Origin of the sequence: Rhizobium esperanzae (assembly GCF_002204185.1) — a bacterium.
Classification (GTDB): domain Bacteria; phylum Pseudomonadota; class Alphaproteobacteria; order Rhizobiales; family Rhizobiaceae; genus Rhizobium; species Rhizobium esperanzae.
Window position 1 is genome coordinate 418,405 of record NZ_MXPU01000002.1, and the last position, 15,816, is coordinate 434,220.

Consider the following 15,816-nt stretch of genomic DNA (forward strand, 5'->3'; position numbering starts at 1 on the left):
GTCAGCGTCCTCCATCAAAACCAAAGAGACCAAGCGATGTTGCCTGGCCAGGCGGGCTGTTTGCACCGGGCTTGGTCTGCCAGCCCGGTGCGACCGTGTCGTCACTCGCCGCAGGGACCGTCTTGTCCGCAAAGTAGACCTGCTCGGCAATATCGAGCTTATCGGCTGCAATGAGGGCGTCCTCATTCCAGCCCTTGGCGGCAAGGTTGCGGATGCGGAAATTCTGGCCCTCGAGACCGACCATTATATTCACGCCCAGCATGATCGCCGCGCCCGCCGGCCCCAGACCGGGTTCGTCCATCAGTGCGCCGCCGATTGCCTGCAAGAGAAACGCCGCGGCCGCATGCAGCCATAGCCGGTGCACCAGCAGCCAAACCCATGGAAACAGGAAGCCGAGCCAGGTGAAGCCGTCGCGAATCGTGCGCACCTCTTCGGTCGCTACGCTCGCCCCGCCCGGCGGTGTCAGGAAAATATAGCTTGAGGTCATTGTCGCCGCTCCCTGAGGGGCTCAGACCAGCGTGCCCTTCGTTGAGGGAACACGGCCCGCCTGTCTCGCATCGATCTCTGTCGCCGTGCGCAATGCGCGGGCGACCGCCTTGAAGCATGTCTCGGCAATATGGTGGTTGTTGGCGCCATAATGGTTGAGAATATGCAAGGTGATGCCGGCGTTCTGCGCGAGCGCCTGGAAGAACTCGCGCACGAGCTCCGTGTCGAAGGTGCCGATCTTCGGCGCGCTGAAGGCGACATTCCAGACGAGGAAGGGCCGACCCGAAAGATCGACCGCAGCCTTGGTCATCGTCTCGTCCATGGCGAGGTCGATCGAAGCGTAGCGTGTGATGCCGCGCCGGTCACCGAGCGCTTTCGAGATCGCTTGGCCGATCGCAATGCCGGTATCTTCGACCGTATGATGATCGTCGATATGCAGGTCGCCCTTGGCGTCGATTTCCATGTCGATGAGGGAATGCCGCGAAAGCTGGTCGAGCATATGGTCGAAGAAGCCGACGCCGGTCGAAATCTTCGATTTGCCGGTGCCGTCGAGGTTGACGGAAACGGAAATCGACGTCTCGTTGGTCTTGCGGGCAACGCTGCCCCTGCGGCTTGCTGCGGTCTCGGCCATGTGGCCCTCCATCGGAATAAGGCCGTTCCTTATCAGGCGCATCGGCAAATATCCAGAAGCCGGCCAGGAGAAAAGCCCGCCCATTTGCAATCGGCTCCGGCCTGCTTACATAGGGTTCAACAAGGGCCGGTTTGCGGTCTCGTATAAAGGCCCGCGTCATGGGCAGACAGGTGTTTTATGACAACAATCATTACAGTTCGAAAAGGCGGCAAGGTGGTGATGGCGGGCGATGGCCAGGTGAGCCTCGGCCAGACCGTCATGAAGGGCAATGCCCGCAAGGTGCGGCGCATCGGCAAGGGCGAGGTCATCGCCGGTTTCGCCGGCGCCACGGCTGACGCCTTCACCCTGCTCGAAAGGCTTGAAAAGAAGCTGGAGCAATATCCCGGCCAGCTGATGCGCGCCGCCGTCGAGCTCGCCAAGGACTGGCGCACCGACAAATACCTGCGTAATCTCGAAGCCATGATGCTCGTCGCCGACAAGTCGATCACGCTAGCAATCACCGGCAACGGCGATGTTCTGGAGCCCGAACATGGCACGACGGCGATCGGTTCTGGCGGCAATTTTGCCTTCGCCGCCGCCCGTGCACTGATGGATACCGACAAATCGGCCGAGGAGATCGCCCGGCGCGCCCTCGATATCGCCGCCGACATCTGCGTCTACACCAACCACAATATCGTGGTGGAACTGCTGGACGTCGAAAGCTGAATCCCGGGCCTTTCGGCTGCTGCCGCGGCTGACCTGCCGCGGCGCGACAACGATGAATTGCGGCCGGGCGCCGATGGTTCCGGACCGCCAGGAGAATGATACGCAATGACGACCTTTTCCCCCCGCGAGATCGTTTCCGAACTCGATCGCTACATCATCGGCCAGCATGATGCCAAACGCGCCGTCGCGATCGCGCTGCGCAACCGCTGGCGTCGCCAGCAGCTCGACCCGAGCCTGCGCGACGAAGTCATGCCGAAAAACATCCTGATGATCGGCCCGACCGGTGTCGGTAAGACGGAGATTTCCCGCCGTCTGGCAAAACTTGCCGGCGCGCCTTTCATCAAGGTCGAAGCCACCAAGTTCACCGAAGTCGGTTACGTCGGCCGTGATGTCGAGCAGATCATCCGCGATCTGGTCGAGGTCGGCATCGGCCTGGTGCGCGAAAAGAAGCGGGCCGAGGTCCAGGCCAAGGCGCATGTGAGCGCCGAGGAGCGTGTGCTCGATGCGCTGGTCGGCACCACCGCTTCGCCCGCCACCCGCGAAAGTTTCCGCAAGAAGCTGAGGGACGGCGAACTCGACGACAAGGAAATCGACATCGAAGTGGCCGACGCCGGTTCCGGCATGGGCGGCTTCGAAATACCCGGCATGCCGGGCGCCAATATCGGCGTGCTCAACCTGTCGGAAATGTTCGGCAAGGCGATGGGCGGCCGCACCAAGAAGGTCCGCACGACGGTCAAGGCTTCCTATACCGATCTGATCCGCGATGAATCCGATAAGCTGATCGACAACGAGGTGATCCAGCGCGAGGCCGTCCGCTCTACCGAAAACGACGGCATCGTCTTCCTCGACGAGATCGACAAGATCGCCGCCCGCGACGGCGGCATGGGCGCCGGCGTTTCGCGCGAAGGTGTCCAGCGCGATCTCCTGCCACTCGTCGAAGGCACGACGGTTTCGACTAAATACGGGCCTGTGAAGACGGACCATATCCTCTTCATCGCCTCCGGCGCCTTCCATGTCTCCAAACCCTCGGATCTCTTGCCGGAGCTGCAGGGTCGCCTGCCGATCCGCGTCGAGTTGCGTCCGCTGAACAAGGAGGACTTCCGCCGGATCCTGACGGAAACCGAAGCAAGCCTCATCCGCCAGTATAGGGCGCTGATGGAAACCGAAAATCTGAACCTCGATTTCACCGAGGACGCGATCGATGCGCTCGCCGATGTCGCCGTGCACTTGAACTCCTCGGTCGAGAATATCGGCGCACGCCGGCTGCAGACGGTGATGGAGCGGGTGTTGGACGATATTTCCTACAATGCGCCCGATCGGGCCGGGGCAGCCATCACGATCGATGCAGCCTATGTGCGCGAACATGTCGGCGATCTTGCGCAGAATACCGACCTGTCACGCTTCATCCTGTGATATCGACGCACCGGTTCATGGCTTTACCGATGTGAATGCCGCATTCTGTTGACCTCGGCTATCGACAACGGGCCTTTTCCTTCTTAGTGAAGGCCCGTTTTGTTTTTCGCCGCGGCTTTATTCGGCCAAGATTCTGGTCCAGTCAGCCGCATCGCGAACAGGACGATGAACGGACGGGATAAGCGGATCGTGCGACGCCTTTTGACAAGCCTTTTGATTGCCGTTGCCCTGGTGAATTCGGCGCCTGCCTTCGCCATGCAGACGGTGCCGGCCGGCAATCGCCATGCTGAGCAGCCCGATATTCCCGGCGCGTCCGTCCGCCGCACCAAGGGCACCAAGAGCAGCTTCGATCTGAAATATGAGAAGGTCCATGAGCTTCTCGCGACCGATCGCGAGCTGATGGCCAAGATCCGCAAGGTTTCCAGCGCTTACGGCATCAATCCTATCCATGTCATCGGCGCGATCGTCGGCGAACATACCTATAATGTCGACGCCTACGACCGGCTGCAGGCCTATTATGTCAAGGCGGCCTCTTATGCCGGGGAAAGTTTCCGCTTCGCCTATGACGGCGAAAACGTCGATGATTTCGTGGCGCGGCCGCAATTTGCGCAGTGCAAGGGCAAGAGTGATTCCTACACGCTCTGGTCCTGCCGCGAAGATGTCTGGGAAAGCGATTTCCGCGGCAAGACGGTGGGCGGCGAGAGCTTCCCCAACAACCGCTTCAGCGCGGTCTTCTTCCAGCCCTTTTACGCCGGCCAGACCTTCGGCCTCGGCCAGGTCAATCCCCTGACGGCGCTGATGCTTTCCGATCTCGTCAGCCGCGTCTCCGGCTATCCGAAGCTGAACGAGAAGAATGCCGGCGACGTCTATAAGGCGATCATGGATCCCGACATCTCGCTCGCCTTCGTCGCGGCCTCGATCCGCCGGTCGATCGATGATTACAAGGAGATTGCCGGCATGGACATCTCAGGCAACCCCGGCCTGACGGCGACGCTGTACAATGTCGGCAACTCACGCCAGCGTGCCGCAGCCCTGGCTGCGAAAAACCGCTCTTCCGGCGCGACCGTTTGGCCCGAAGAGAATTATTACGGCTGGCTGATCAACGACAAGCTGGACGAACTCAAGGGCCTGCTCTAGCTTCAAGCTTGCCGGGAAGGCGTCGCTCTTCCCCGAAAGGCTTTGACGATGGACATGCGTCCGGACCCCTTCGTTCCGCCGGCACCGCTGCCGCGCACCGTGCCCCCGAGCCGGCTGGATATCATCCGAATCATCCTGCGCAACCCGCTCGAACTCTGGGGCGAGCCTTCTTATACTTTGCCCTGGATCAAGACGAGTTTCTTCGGGCAACACACCCTCATCGTCAACGATCCCGGCTTGATCAAGCACGTGCTGGTCGACAATGCCGCCAATTACCGCATGTCCGACATTCGCCAGTTGGTGCTGCGGCCGATCCTGCGTGATGGGTTGTTGACGGCGGAAGGCCAGGTCTGGAAGCGATCACGAAAGGCGGTCGCGCCGGTCTTCACGCCGCGCCACGCCAAAGGTTTTGCCGGCCAGATGCTGCGGCAATCGGAAGATTTCGTCCGCAAATACGAGAATGTCGATGCGGCTGGCCAGGTCTTCGATATCGCCACCGACATGACCGATCTGACCTTTGCTATTCTTGCCGAGACGCTGTTTTCCGGCGAAATCGTCTCGTCGAGCGGTCATTTCGCCGACGACGTCAATCAGCTTCTCCACCGCATGGGCCGCATCGACCCGATGGACCTGCTGCGCGCGCCCGCCTGGGTGCCGCGTCTCACCCGAATCGGCGGTCAGAAGGTACTGGAAAAATTCAGGGCGATCGTTCGCGATACCATGGATATGCGTCTGGCGAAGATGAAGGCCGATCGCGCCGCCGCACCGGACGATTTTCTGACGCTGCTCCTGGAACAGGCAGGTCCGGATGGCCTGACCAAGGAGGAGATCGAGGACAATATCCTGACTTTCATCGGTGCCGGGCACGAGACGACGGCGCGTGCGCTTGCCTGGACGCTCTATTGTGTGGCCAACAGCCCGCATATTCGCGAGGCGATGGAGACGGAGATCGATGCCGTCCTGGCGACTGGAGCCGAACCGGTGGAATGGCTGGATCTGATGCCGGTGACGCGGGCGGCCTTTGAAGAAGCTCTCAGACTTTATCCGCCGGCCCCCTCGATTAATCGCGCCGCCATAGCCGATGACCTCTGGATAAACGCCAAAGGCGAAAAGGTCGAAATACCGGCCGATATCACCGTGCTTATCATGCCTTGGACGCTGCATCGTCACGAACTTTATTGGGAAAAGCCGCGCGCCTATATGCCGGAGCGCTTCCTGCCGGAAAACCGTGGCAGCATCGGCCGCTTCCAGTTTCTGCCGTTCGGCGCTGGCCCGCGCGTCTGCATCGGCGCGACCTTCGCGCTGCAGGAGGCGGTGATCGCACTGGCCGTGATGATGCACCGTTTCCGTTTCGATCAGACGGCAACCACCAATCCCTGGCCGGTGCAGAAACTGACGACTCAGCCGCAGAACGGGCTTCCCATGCGCGTGACGTCGCGCATAATTTCCCGAACGGCATAAATCTTTCGAACTATTGCGGAATTGACTGTGAATGAAAGCCGGGCAAAGTGGCAGCATTCACAGGCGTTGCCAGGGAGAATATCGCATGAGCCGCATTGATAAGAACGGTCTTGCCATCGAAACCGTCCTTCACGATTTCCTGACGCAGGAGGTTCTGCCGGGTCTGGCGATCGATGCGGACAGGTTCTTTGCCGATTTTTCGGCGATCGTCCACGATCTCGCCCCGCGCAATCGCGCGCTGCTGGCCAAACGCGACGAACTGCAGACGAAGATCGATGACTGGTATCGCCAGCATGGCGTCCCGTTGGATATGGACGAATATCAGTCCTTTCTCCGCAGCATCGGCTACCTTCTGCCGGAAGGATCGGACTTCCAGGTCTCGACCGGAAAGGTCGATCCAGAGATTGCCTCGATCGCCGGTCCGCAGCTCGTCGTTCCCGTGATGAATGCGCGTTACGCCCTGAACGCCGCCAATGCCCGCTGGGGCTCGCTCTATGACGCGCTCTACGGCACCGACGCCATTCCCGAGGGCGACGGCGCCGAGAAAGGCAAGGGCTACAATCCGAAGCGCGGCGAAAAGGTCATCGCCTGGGTGCGTGATTTCCTGGATACGGCGGCGCCGCTCCAGGACAGCCGCTGGAAGGATGTCGGCAGCTTCGCCGTCAAGGACGGAACGCTCGTCGTCAGATCGGTCGACGGCGAGCAGACAATGCTCGGGAATGGCGGGCATTTTGCCGGCTATCGCGGTGAAGCCGCGGCGCCGACCCGCATTCTCCTGAAGAATAACGGCATTCATATCGATATCGTCATCGACCCCACAACGGCGATCGGCAAGGCCGATCCGGCCCATATTTCCGATGTCTGGCTGGAATCGGCGATCACCACGATCATGGACTGCGAGGATTCGATTGCCGCCGTCGATGCTGAAGATAAGGTCGTCGTCTATCGCAACTGGCTCGGCCTGATGAAGGGCGATCTGCGGGAAGAAGTGGCAAAGGGCGGAACGACCTTCATCCGCGAACTCAACCCGGATCTGGACTATACCGGCCCGGATGGCGCTTCGTTCGAGGTGCATCGCCGTTCGTTGATGCTGGTGCGCAATGTCGGCCATCTCATGACCAATCCCGCGATCCTCGACAAGGACGGCGACGAAGTGCCTGAGGGCATCATGGATGCCGTCATCACCGCTCTGATCGCGCTTTACGATATCGGTCCCGGCGGCCGGAAGAAGAATTCCCGCACCGGCTCTATGTATGTGGTCAAGCCGAAGATGCATGGGCCAGAAGAGGTCGCCTTCGCCGTCGAGATTTTCTCCCGGGTCGAAGATGCGCTCGGCATGGCGCGCAACACCATCAAGATGGGCATCATGGACGAGGAGCGGCGCACGACGGTCAACCTCAAGGAGTGCATTCGTGCCGCCCGCGAGCGCGTCGTCTTCATCAATACCGGTTTCCTCGACCGCACCGGCGACGAGATCCATACTTCGATGGAAGCCGGTCCGATGATTCGCAAGGGCGATATGCGCCAGGCAGCGTGGATATCGGCCTATGAGAACTGGAACGTTGATATCGGTCTGGAATGCGGCCTCTCCGGCCATGCGCAGATCGGCAAGGGCATGTGGGCGATGCCGGACCTGATGGCGGCGATGCTGGAACAGAAGATCGCCCACCCCAAGGCCGGCGCCAATACCGCCTGGGTGCCTTCGCCGACGGCTGCAACCCTGCATGCCACCCATTATCACCGCGTCAATGTCGCCCGGGTTCAACAGGGGCTGAAGGACCGGGCCCGCGCCAAGCTGTCAGACATTCTCTCCGTGCCGGTTGCGGTGCGGCCGAACTGGACGCCGGAGGAAATCCAGCGAGAGCTCGATAACAATGCCCAGGGTATCCTCGGCTATGTCGTGCGCTGGATCGATCAGGGTGTCGGCTGCTCGAAAGTGCCCGACATCAACAACGTCGGCCTGATGGAGGATCGCGCGACCTTGCGCATTTCGGCCCAGCACATGGCGAATTGGCTGCATCATAAGGTCGTCACCGAAGCTCACATCGTCGAAACGATGAAACGCATGGCTGCCATCGTCGATCGGCAGAACGAGTCGGATCCGGCCTACCGGCCAATGGCCGGCAATTTCGATGATTCGATCGCCTTCCAGGCCGCCCTCGATCTCGTCCTGAAGGGCAGGGAGCAACCGAACGGCTATACGGAACCAGTGCTTCACCGCCGCCGCCTCGAGCTCAAGGCGAAACAATCGGGGTGACCGAGAATACGAAAAGGCCGCCGGGACGACAGTCCGGCGGCCTTTTTTATACCGAATTCGGTATCTAGCTTACTGGATGACGATGACCTTGGAGGTCCCCTTGCCGGGACGGACACGGCTGTAGAGGTCGATGACGTCCTGGTTCATCAGGCGAATGCAGCCCGAGGAAGCGGCGGTGCCGATCGAAGCCCACTCCGGCGTGCCGTGCAGGCGGAACAGGGTGTCCTTGCCGTCGTCGTTGAAGAGATACATGGCGCGCGCGCCGAGAGGATTGCTGAGGCCGGGGCCCATACCGTCTTCGACGTATTTGGCGACGTCGGGGCGGCGTTCGGCCATTTCCTTCGGCGGGTGCCAGGTCGGCCATTCCTGCTTCCAGGCGACGTAGGCGGTGCCGGCCCATGCGAAGCCCTGCTTGCCGACGCCGATGCCGTAACGCATCGCCTTACCGTTCGGCAGGATGTAATAGAGGAAGCGCTCGCGCGTATTGACGATGATGGTGCCTGGACGCTCGGTGGTCTGGTAGCTGACGACCTGGCGGCGGAACTGCGGCTTGACCCTGTCGATCGGGATCGCCGGGAGGGAATATCCGGCATCCTTCGTCACGCCATAGGCGTCGTTGAAGATTTGAGCTGTCTGTACCGTCGGGCCTGCGCCCTTATCGTCGACGGATGCGCTTTCGGAATTGGTGGAGCAGCCGGCCAGTGCGAGCGTCGTCAGCAGGCCAAATACAAGGAATGCATTGCGGATGCGCATAGATAACTCTTGAAGTTTTTGGGCGAGGAGAACAGTCTTTCGACCATCGTTGATTATGGTTTATTTTCGATTAACTTGCGCTTTGCAAGGCTACTGTGGCGCGACGAATTCGTCTGCTGCGCAAATTAAAAGCGCATGGTTTTTTTGCAACAACACACCCGGCTCTGCGACGGTTATCCATGACGATTTTGAGCGTTTACAATAACAATCCGTTAATCGATGGCCGGCAATCGGACAGGGCCATGATCGTGCGGCGCGGAACGCAGATATTGCTGCATGAAATGCGCCATGCCGTGCTGCCGGAACTGCCGCTCGCCAGCGGCCGCCGCGCCGATCTGATCACGCTTTCGGAAAAGGGCGAAGTCTGGATTATCGAAATCAAGACATCGATCGAGGATTTTCGGGTGGATCGCAAATGGCCGGAATACAGGCTGCATTGCGATCGCCTGTTCTTTGCGACTTATGAAGGTGTGCCGCTCGACATCTTTCCGGAGGAATGCGGGCTCTTTCTCTCGGATGGCTATGGCGCCCACATGATTCGCGAGGCGCCGGAACACCGCATGGCGCCGGCCACGCGCAAATCCGTCACGCTCAGTTTCTCGCGTGCCGCCGCGCAAAGGCTGATGATGGCCGAATGGGCGAACGGAAAACCGTTCACCGTGGATGATGTCTGACGAAGGTTTCGTCTATTTCGGCGCGCGTTTGGCAAGGATGCGCTGCAGCGTTCGCCGGTGCATATTGAGCCGGCGTGCCGTTTCCGAGACATTGCGCTCACACATTTCATAGACCCGCTGGATGTGTTCCCAGCGCACCCGATCGGCCGACATCGGATTCTCCGGAAGTTCCGCCTTTTCGCCCGGCCGTTGCGTCAGTGCCGAAAAGACGTCGTCGGCATCCGCAGGCTTGGCCAGATAATCGACGGCTCCGAGTTTTACCGCCGTCACCGCCGTTGCGATATTGCCGTAGCCGGTCAGCACGATGATCCGCGTGTCGTCACGCCGCTGGCGGATCGCTTCGATGACGTCGAGCCCGTTGCCGTCGCCGAGGCGAAGATCGACCACAGCATATTTCGGCGGCCTGCCTTTCGATTTGGCAACGCCCTCCGCCACTGATTCGGCCGTCTCCACGTCAAAGCCGCGCGTCTCCATTGCCCGTGCGAGACGGCGCAGGAACGGCCCGTCATCGTCGACGATCAGCAGGCTGGCGTCGGGCCCGATATGGTCTTCATCCGATGCGGCGAAATTTCCATGATTCTGTTCTGTCATCGTCTCGAGTCCCGGCGGTTGGGCCTGATCTTGGTCAACCGTTTTTCTTCTACTTATGCCCATAAACTCATTTTGTCGAATTTGCGTCGATCAGCATTCGCGGCCATTCGATGCGGATGCGCGCGCCGGCTCTTTCCGGCTCGCGGTTCTCGAAAATCAGCGATGCGCCCGAGCGCTCCAGCAGCGTCTTGGCGATGAAAAGTCCGAGCCCGAGGCCGCCGGCCGTATCTTCCTTCTGCCGCTTGGTCACATAGGGCTCGCCGATTCGCGTCAGTATGTCAGGCGAATAACCATTGCCGTCGTCCTCGATGACGATCAGCACTTTGTCGTGATCGTGCTCGACGGTGATGGTCACTTTCTCCCTGGCATAATCGACGGCATTTTCGATGAGGTTTCCGAGTCCGTACATGATGCCGGCATTGCGGTCGGTGACCGGCTCGCTTTTGCGTGGGCTTTTTTCGATAAGCTCGAGCGTGATGCCGAATTCCCGGTGCGGCGCGACGACCTCTTCGATCATCGAGGAAAGCGGCAGCCGGCGCATATGCGCCTCGCCTTCCGAGGAGAGCGTCGTCAGCCGCCGCAGAATGTCACGGCAGCGTTCGCTCTGGCTCCGCAACAGCATGACATCCTCGCGAAAGCGATCATCGTCCTTGAGCTCGCGCTCCATTTCCTTGGCGACGACGCTGATCGTGGCAAGCGGCGTGCCGAGTTCATGGGCTGCCGCCGCAGCCAGGCCGTCAAGCTGCGAGAGATGCTTTTCCCGCTGCAGCACCAGTTCGGTCGCGGCCAGCGCATCGGCAAGCTGGCTTGCTTCCATCGAGACGCGATAGGCATAGAAGGCGGCAAAGGCCATGGTCGAGGCGATCGAGCACCAGACCCCGAACTGCATGACGTTGTGGACATTGATCTCGACCCCGTCGAACCAGGGCAGCGGGAAAGGCGAAAAGGCGAGCACTGTAATGCAGACCATCGCAAAGCCGATCAGCGCCGTGCTGTAGCGGATCGGCTGTGAGGCAAAGGAGATGATGACGGGCACGCAGACGAGTGCGGCGAAGGGATTGGCGAGGCCTCCGGTGATGAAGAGCAGCGCGCAGAGTTGCAGGAGATCAAAGCCAAGCAAAGCGAAGGCGGCCGGCGGCGCCAGCCGGTGCGTCGGCGGATAGCGGATCGTCAGGTAGAAATTCACCCAGGCAAGAGCGGCGATCAGCGAGGAGCTGGCGATCAGCGGCAAGGGAAATTTCAGCCAGAAGGCGACGATGAATACCGTCAGCGCCTGGCCGCCGACGGCAAGCCAGCGCAGCCGCACCAGCGTCTGCAGCCGCAGCCTGCGGCTGCTGTGCCGGTCTTCCAGCGTATGGCTTTGCGTCTTGTCGATCACGCCGGGCTTGTCGATCATGCCGGGGCTCCTTGATGGCTCTCATGTACCACGTGGTTTTGCCCGTGTCGTCGGTAACGCCTCTTCCGGCCGCTCCGGCCAGGGATGGCGCGGATAGCGTCCACGCATCTCGGCGCGTACGTCCTTCCACGAGCCCGCCCAGAAACCGGGCAGGTCGCGCGTCGTCTGGATCGGCCGGTGCGCCGGCGACGTCAGCTCCAGGAGCAGCGGCAGGCGGCCTCCGGCGACCGCTGGATGCTGTTTGAGCCCGAACAACTCCTGCACCCGGATCGTCAAGATAGGCTCCTCGCCCTCATATTGGATAGGATGTTTTTGACCGGTCGGCGCCTCGAAATGCGTCGGCGCAAGCCGGCTAAGATCGCGCTGCAGCTCGTGCGGCACCAGCGACATCAGCCCGTTCGAAAGTCCTGCCGCAGAAATCTCGGAGAGGCTGCGGGCGTCTTCCTGGAAGGGAGCGAACCATTCCTCCAGCCGGGAAAGCAGAGCATCGTCGCTGACATCGGGCCAGGGATCACCGATCGTCCGATGAAGGAAACCGATCCGTTCGCGAAGCTGCAGGGCCTCCTTCGAGAAGGCGAGCTGATCGAGCCCCAGTTCGCGCACGCCCTCCATCAGCGCCTGAGTGATGGCGGCCCCGGAAGGACGCGGCAACGGCGTCTCTTCGAAGATGATCGCGCCGAGCCGGGTTGCCCGCCGCGCCCGCACCTGCCGGCTTTGCCGGTCGAAGAATGTCTGGTCATCGGTTCTGATCTCGCCAGGCAGTTCGGCTTCGATATCCGCACGAGTCACTTCGGCCGCCGCCAGAATCCGCCCCTGTGCCGCGCGCCCGGTGAGATCGGCGATGACGAGCATCTGGCTGCCGGCGAGCCTCTCGGTTTCCGGCAGTTCCGCTCCCCGCCCGTTCGCCATGACGAATCGCCCGCGCCCGCCGCGCTGAAGCGCGATCCGATCGGGGAAAGCATGCAGCAGAAGCTGACCCGCCAGTACAGGTGCGGCCCTGGTGACGGTATCGAGGCCGGCAGCCAGCCGCCCCGCCAGCCGCCGCGAGGCATCGGCTCTTTCGCCGCGCTCGGCCTTGAAGCGCCGCAGCCGGTCCTCAATGTCGATGCTCGGTCCGCCAAGTCCCTGTTCGGTCAGGAGCACGGCAATCATCGCCGCCTCCCGGGCATGGCCCGATTCGCCTGATGAGACGACCATGGCGGCAAGCCGCGGCGGCAGAGCCAGATCGCGCATCATCTTGCCGCGGACGGTTAACGCTCCATCCTTGTCGAGCGCTCCCAGTTGGCCGAGCAGCGCCCGCGCCTCCTTAAGAGTCGTTTCCGGCGGCTGATCGACGAAGGCAAGCGATGCCGGATCCTGGACGCCCCAATGCGCGAGATCGAGCACCAGGCCGGAGAGATCGCTGGAGAGGATCTGCGGCGGCGTGAAGGCCGGCAGTGCCGCCATCTGCCCCTGATGCCAAAGCCGGATGGCGATGCCGGGCTCCGTTCGTCCCGCGCGGCCGGCCCGCTGATCGGCGGAGGCCCGCGACACCCGCACCGTCTCGAGCCGCGTAATCGCGGTCGAGGCCTCGAAGACCGGCAGCCGCTGCAATCCGCTGTCGATCACGATTCGGACGCCGTCGATGGTGATCGAGGTTTCGGCGATCGAGGTGGCAAGGACGATCTTGCGCGTTCCTTTGGGTGCAGGCCGGATCGCCGCATCCTGCTCCTTTTGGCTGAGATTGCCGTAGAGAGGGGCAATCAAGGTTTCAGGCCCGAATCGCCCCTGCAGGCGCTCTGCGGTGCGCGTGATTTCCGCCTGGCCGGGCAGGAAGGCGAGGATAGAGCCTTCCTCGTCGGCATGTGCTTCGATAATCGCTCGGGTGACGGCATCCTCGATGCGTTCGCCGCCGGGGCGGTCCCGATAGCGGACATCGATCGGAAAGCTGCGCCCCAGGCTCTCGATGACAGGCGGGTGATCGAGCAGGGTGGCCACACGCTCCACGTCGAGCGTCGCCGACATCACCAGGATGCGCAGATCCTCGCGCAGCGCCGACTGCACGTCGAGCGCCAGCGCCAGCCCGAAATCGGCATCGAGCGACCGCTCATGGAATTCGTCAAAAAGCACGGTCGAGACGCCTGAAAGCTCCGGATCGTCGAGAATCATCCGGGCGAAAACCCCTTCGGTCACCACTTCGACCCGGGTCGCCGCCGATATCCTGCTGTCGAGGCGCATGCGGTAGCCGATCGTCTCGCCCACCTGTTCGCCGATGAGCGACGCCATCCGGCTGGCTGCGGCTCGCGCCGCCAGCCGCCGCGGTTCGAGCAGGATGATCTTGCCGTCGCCGCGCCAGGGCTGATCGAGCAGGTAGAGCGGCACCAGCGTCGTCTTGCCGGCGCCTGGCGGAGCGGAAAGAACGGCGCGTCTCTGCTCGGCCAGTGCCGCCGCGACGGCGGGCAGGACATGCGAAACCGGAAGCTCCGGCAATGATGCACTGATCGTCACTTGCGGCCCGCCACCGTCTCATAGGCAAGAATGGCGCCGGCGAGATCCTCGAGTGCTGCGCCGACCGATTTGAACAGCGTGATCTCCTCGTCATGGCTTCGCCCCCCATGGGCGCCGCTGACGAGTTCCGCAAGCTCCGATCGGATGTCGTTCATGTCGAGCACGCCGCTTGTCAGCGGCTGAACGATGTCGCCGGCCTCGCTGGTGGCGCCGGCGCGGGTATCGACATGGACCGAAGCGCGGCGAACGGCTTCGTCGTCGCTTTCGCGCATGCTCGGCTTGAACGCGCCGACGAGGTCGAGATGTGCGCCGGGCTTCAGCCATTCCCCTGATATCAGCGGGTCGCTGGAAAGCGTGGCGCAGGAAATGATGTCGGCCGTCCGTGCCGCCGCCTCCCTGTCGGCGACGGCTCTAGCATCGAGGCCCAGCGCCCGCGCTTCCGCCGCGACCTTCTCCGCCGCCTGCGCGTTGCGTCCCCAGATCGTGTATCTCTTGATGGGCCGGGTCGTGCCGTGGGCGAGCATCAGGTTGAGCGACAGCCTCCCGGTTCCGCAGACGAGCATTTCCTCCGCATTCGGGCGCGCGAGATAACGGGCGGCGAGCGCCGATGCCGCCGCGGTCCGCCGCGCCGTCAGCTCGGCGCCGTCGATCACGGCCAGCATTTCGCCGGTCGCGCCCGAGGAAAGAAGATAGGTTCCTGAGATTGCCGGCAGGCTTCGCCGCGTATTGCCGGGAAAGACCGAAACTACCTTCACCCCGGCATGACGCCCGGGAACCCAGGCCGGCATCAGAAGCAGCGTCGCGCTCTCTTCCCCGGGCACGTCCATCTCGTGGTGATGACGCACCGGCATCACGCATTCGCTCGCAAACATGGCGGCGATCGCTTCGATCAGCTCAGGCCAGGGCAGGGCCGCGCGCGTCTGTTCTTCGTTGAGGACAAGCATTTTTCACTCCGCCGATCATTTTCTCCCCGGCAAACTAGCGAGTGGCGTGCGTGAGAGGCAAGCGCCCTGGAATTTCATCTCGCCGCTTCCCATATAGGTCATGGCCTCGCGGTCGAAGCGATTTATCGAGATTCGGCGAAAACGAATCCCCGGAACTGCCAGATCGGGCAGTAAATTTGCGCGGTTTCGAACGGTAAATCAAAAATCCTTTGTGAATCAACCTGTTACAAAAATGTCAAAAAACTTTGGCTTGGTGTGTTGACTTAGAAAAGGGGTTAGCTCTATAAGCCCACTCACTGAACGAGGGCGGCGGCGCTGCTGGCGACGAAGTCTTTCGTTCTAAAGAAACTCAAGCGGATTGGCGATTGCTGGTTTGTGTTCTGGGCGCGAGTTTGGAACGGGTTTTGGTGACGGCTGATGGTCGTCGGTTCTTTGACAATTGAAGATGAGAAGAAAGAGAAACGTGGGCGGCGGAGCTTGCGGGATCGGCAGCGATGCTGGTTCTTTGAAAGAGACTTTGGCGGTCACGTTTATCAAGAGAAGTTACACTGGTTTTTGACGTTGGATTTCGGTTTGGCGTTTGGAAAACAGGTGTGAAGTTCTCGTCGATTCAGAACGTGACGTAATTGCCAATGATTGAATTCTCAACATGAGAGTTTGATCCTGGCTCAGAACGAACGCTGGCGGCAGGCTTAACACATGCAAGTCGAGCGCCCCGCAAGGGGAGCGGCAGACGGGTGAGTAACGCGTGGGAACGTACCCTTTACTACGGAATAACGCAGGGAAACTTGTGCTAATACCGTATGTGCCCTTTGGGGGAAAGATTTATCGGTAAAGGATCGGCCCGCGTTGGATTAGCTAGTTGGTGGGGTAAAGGCCTA

14 protein-coding genes and 1 rRNA gene are annotated in these 15,816 nt (G+C 61.4%); 8 read left to right on the forward strand and 7 right to left on the reverse strand.

Annotated elements, in window-relative coordinates; genetic code table 11:
• Position 1: 1 nt before the first annotated feature.
• Positions 2-487 carry a DUF2628 domain-containing protein gene (locus B5E41_RS04280; protein WP_088391309.1) on the reverse strand — a complete coding sequence of 162 codons (486 nt, stop codon included), beginning with the start codon at positions 485-487 and terminating at the stop codon, positions 2-4.
• Between the two features lie 21 nt (positions 488-508).
• Positions 509-1,117, reverse strand: a complete 609-nt coding sequence (gene hisB / locus B5E41_RS04285) for an imidazoleglycerol-phosphate dehydratase HisB (protein ID WP_088391374.1) — start codon at positions 1,115-1,117, stop codon at positions 509-511.
• Between the two features lie 177 nt (positions 1,118-1,294).
• Between hisB and hslV the strand changes: the two genes are divergently transcribed.
• From hslV to B5E41_RS04310, 5 genes are all read left to right on the forward strand, one after another.
• Positions 1,295-1,822, forward strand: a complete 528-nt coding sequence (gene hslV, locus B5E41_RS04290; protein ID WP_064800163.1) for an ATP-dependent protease subunit HslV — start codon at positions 1,295-1,297, stop codon at positions 1,820-1,822.
• A gap of 105 nt (positions 1,823-1,927) precedes the next feature.
• Positions 1,928-3,235 carry an ATP-dependent protease ATPase subunit HslU gene (gene hslU, locus B5E41_RS04295; protein ID WP_064708200.1) on the forward strand — a complete coding sequence of 436 codons (1,308 nt, stop codon included), beginning with the start codon at positions 1,928-1,930 and terminating at the stop codon, positions 3,233-3,235.
• A gap of 189 nt (positions 3,236-3,424) precedes the next feature.
• Positions 3,425-4,372: a DUF1402 family protein gene (locus tag B5E41_RS04300; RefSeq protein WP_088391376.1), complete on the forward strand. Its 948-nt coding sequence runs from the start codon at positions 3,425-3,427 to the stop codon at positions 4,370-4,372.
• Between the two features lie 48 nt (positions 4,373-4,420).
• Positions 4,421-5,833 (forward strand): cytochrome P450, encoded by a 1,413-nt coding sequence (locus B5E41_RS04305; protein WP_088391311.1) that lies wholly within the window; start codon positions 4,421-4,423, stop codon positions 5,831-5,833.
• Between the two features lie 85 nt (positions 5,834-5,918).
• Complete coding sequence (locus B5E41_RS04310) at positions 5,919-8,090, forward strand: malate synthase G (protein WP_088391313.1); 2,172 nt, start codon at positions 5,919-5,921, stop codon at positions 8,088-8,090.
• 69 nt (positions 8,091-8,159) lie between these two features.
• Here B5E41_RS04310 and B5E41_RS04315 read toward each other — a convergent pair whose 3' ends face one another.
• Entirely contained in the window at positions 8,160-8,843 is a 684-nt protein-coding gene (locus tag B5E41_RS04315) for a L,D-transpeptidase (protein ID WP_088391315.1), read from the reverse strand.
• Positions 8,844-9,022: 179 nt separating this feature from the next.
• On the opposite strand from B5E41_RS04315, the gene B5E41_RS04320 reads away from it, so the two are divergent.
• Positions 9,023-9,517 carry an MmcB family DNA repair protein gene (locus B5E41_RS04320; RefSeq protein WP_088391317.1) on the forward strand — a complete coding sequence of 165 codons (495 nt, stop codon included), beginning with the start codon at positions 9,023-9,025 and terminating at the stop codon, positions 9,515-9,517.
• 12 nt (positions 9,518-9,529) lie between these two features.
• Here B5E41_RS04320 and B5E41_RS04325 read toward each other — a convergent pair whose 3' ends face one another.
• From B5E41_RS04325 to lhpI, 4 genes are all read right to left on the reverse strand, one after another.
• Positions 9,530-10,108, reverse strand: a complete 579-nt coding sequence (locus B5E41_RS04325) for an ActR/PrrA/RegA family redox response regulator transcription factor (protein WP_064800168.1) — start codon at positions 10,106-10,108, stop codon at positions 9,530-9,532.
• Between the two features lie 67 nt (positions 10,109-10,175).
• Positions 10,176-11,504 carry an ActS/PrrB/RegB family redox-sensitive histidine kinase gene (locus B5E41_RS04330; protein ID WP_088391319.1) on the reverse strand — a complete coding sequence of 443 codons (1,329 nt, stop codon included), beginning with the start codon at positions 11,502-11,504 and terminating at the stop codon, positions 10,176-10,178.
• A gap of 21 nt (positions 11,505-11,525) precedes the next feature.
• Positions 11,526-13,991, reverse strand: coding sequence for an ATP-dependent helicase HrpB (hrpB, locus tag B5E41_RS04335; protein ID WP_088391321.1), 2,466 nt, complete (start codon positions 13,989-13,991; stop codon positions 11,526-11,528).
• Positions 13,988-14,935: a bifunctional Delta(1)-pyrroline-2-carboxylate/Delta(1)-piperideine-2-carboxylate reductase gene (gene lhpI, locus B5E41_RS04340; RefSeq protein WP_088391323.1), complete on the reverse strand. Its 948-nt coding sequence runs from the start codon at positions 14,933-14,935 to the stop codon at positions 13,988-13,990. The genes hrpB and lhpI overlap by 4 nt, the downstream gene beginning before the upstream one ends.
• Positions 14,936-15,352: 417 nt before the next feature.
• Between lhpI and B5E41_RS31150 the strand changes: the two genes are divergently transcribed.
• Together B5E41_RS31150 and B5E41_RS04345 are read left to right on the forward strand one after the other, a co-directional pair.
• Positions 15,353-15,532, forward strand: a complete 180-nt coding sequence (locus B5E41_RS31150; RefSeq protein ID WP_141098740.1) for a hypothetical protein — start codon at positions 15,353-15,355, stop codon at positions 15,530-15,532.
• A 48-nt stretch (positions 15,533-15,580) separates the two neighbouring features.
• Positions 15,581-15,816: ribosomal RNA gene (locus tag B5E41_RS04345) — 16S ribosomal RNA — on the forward strand; the annotation flags it as partial.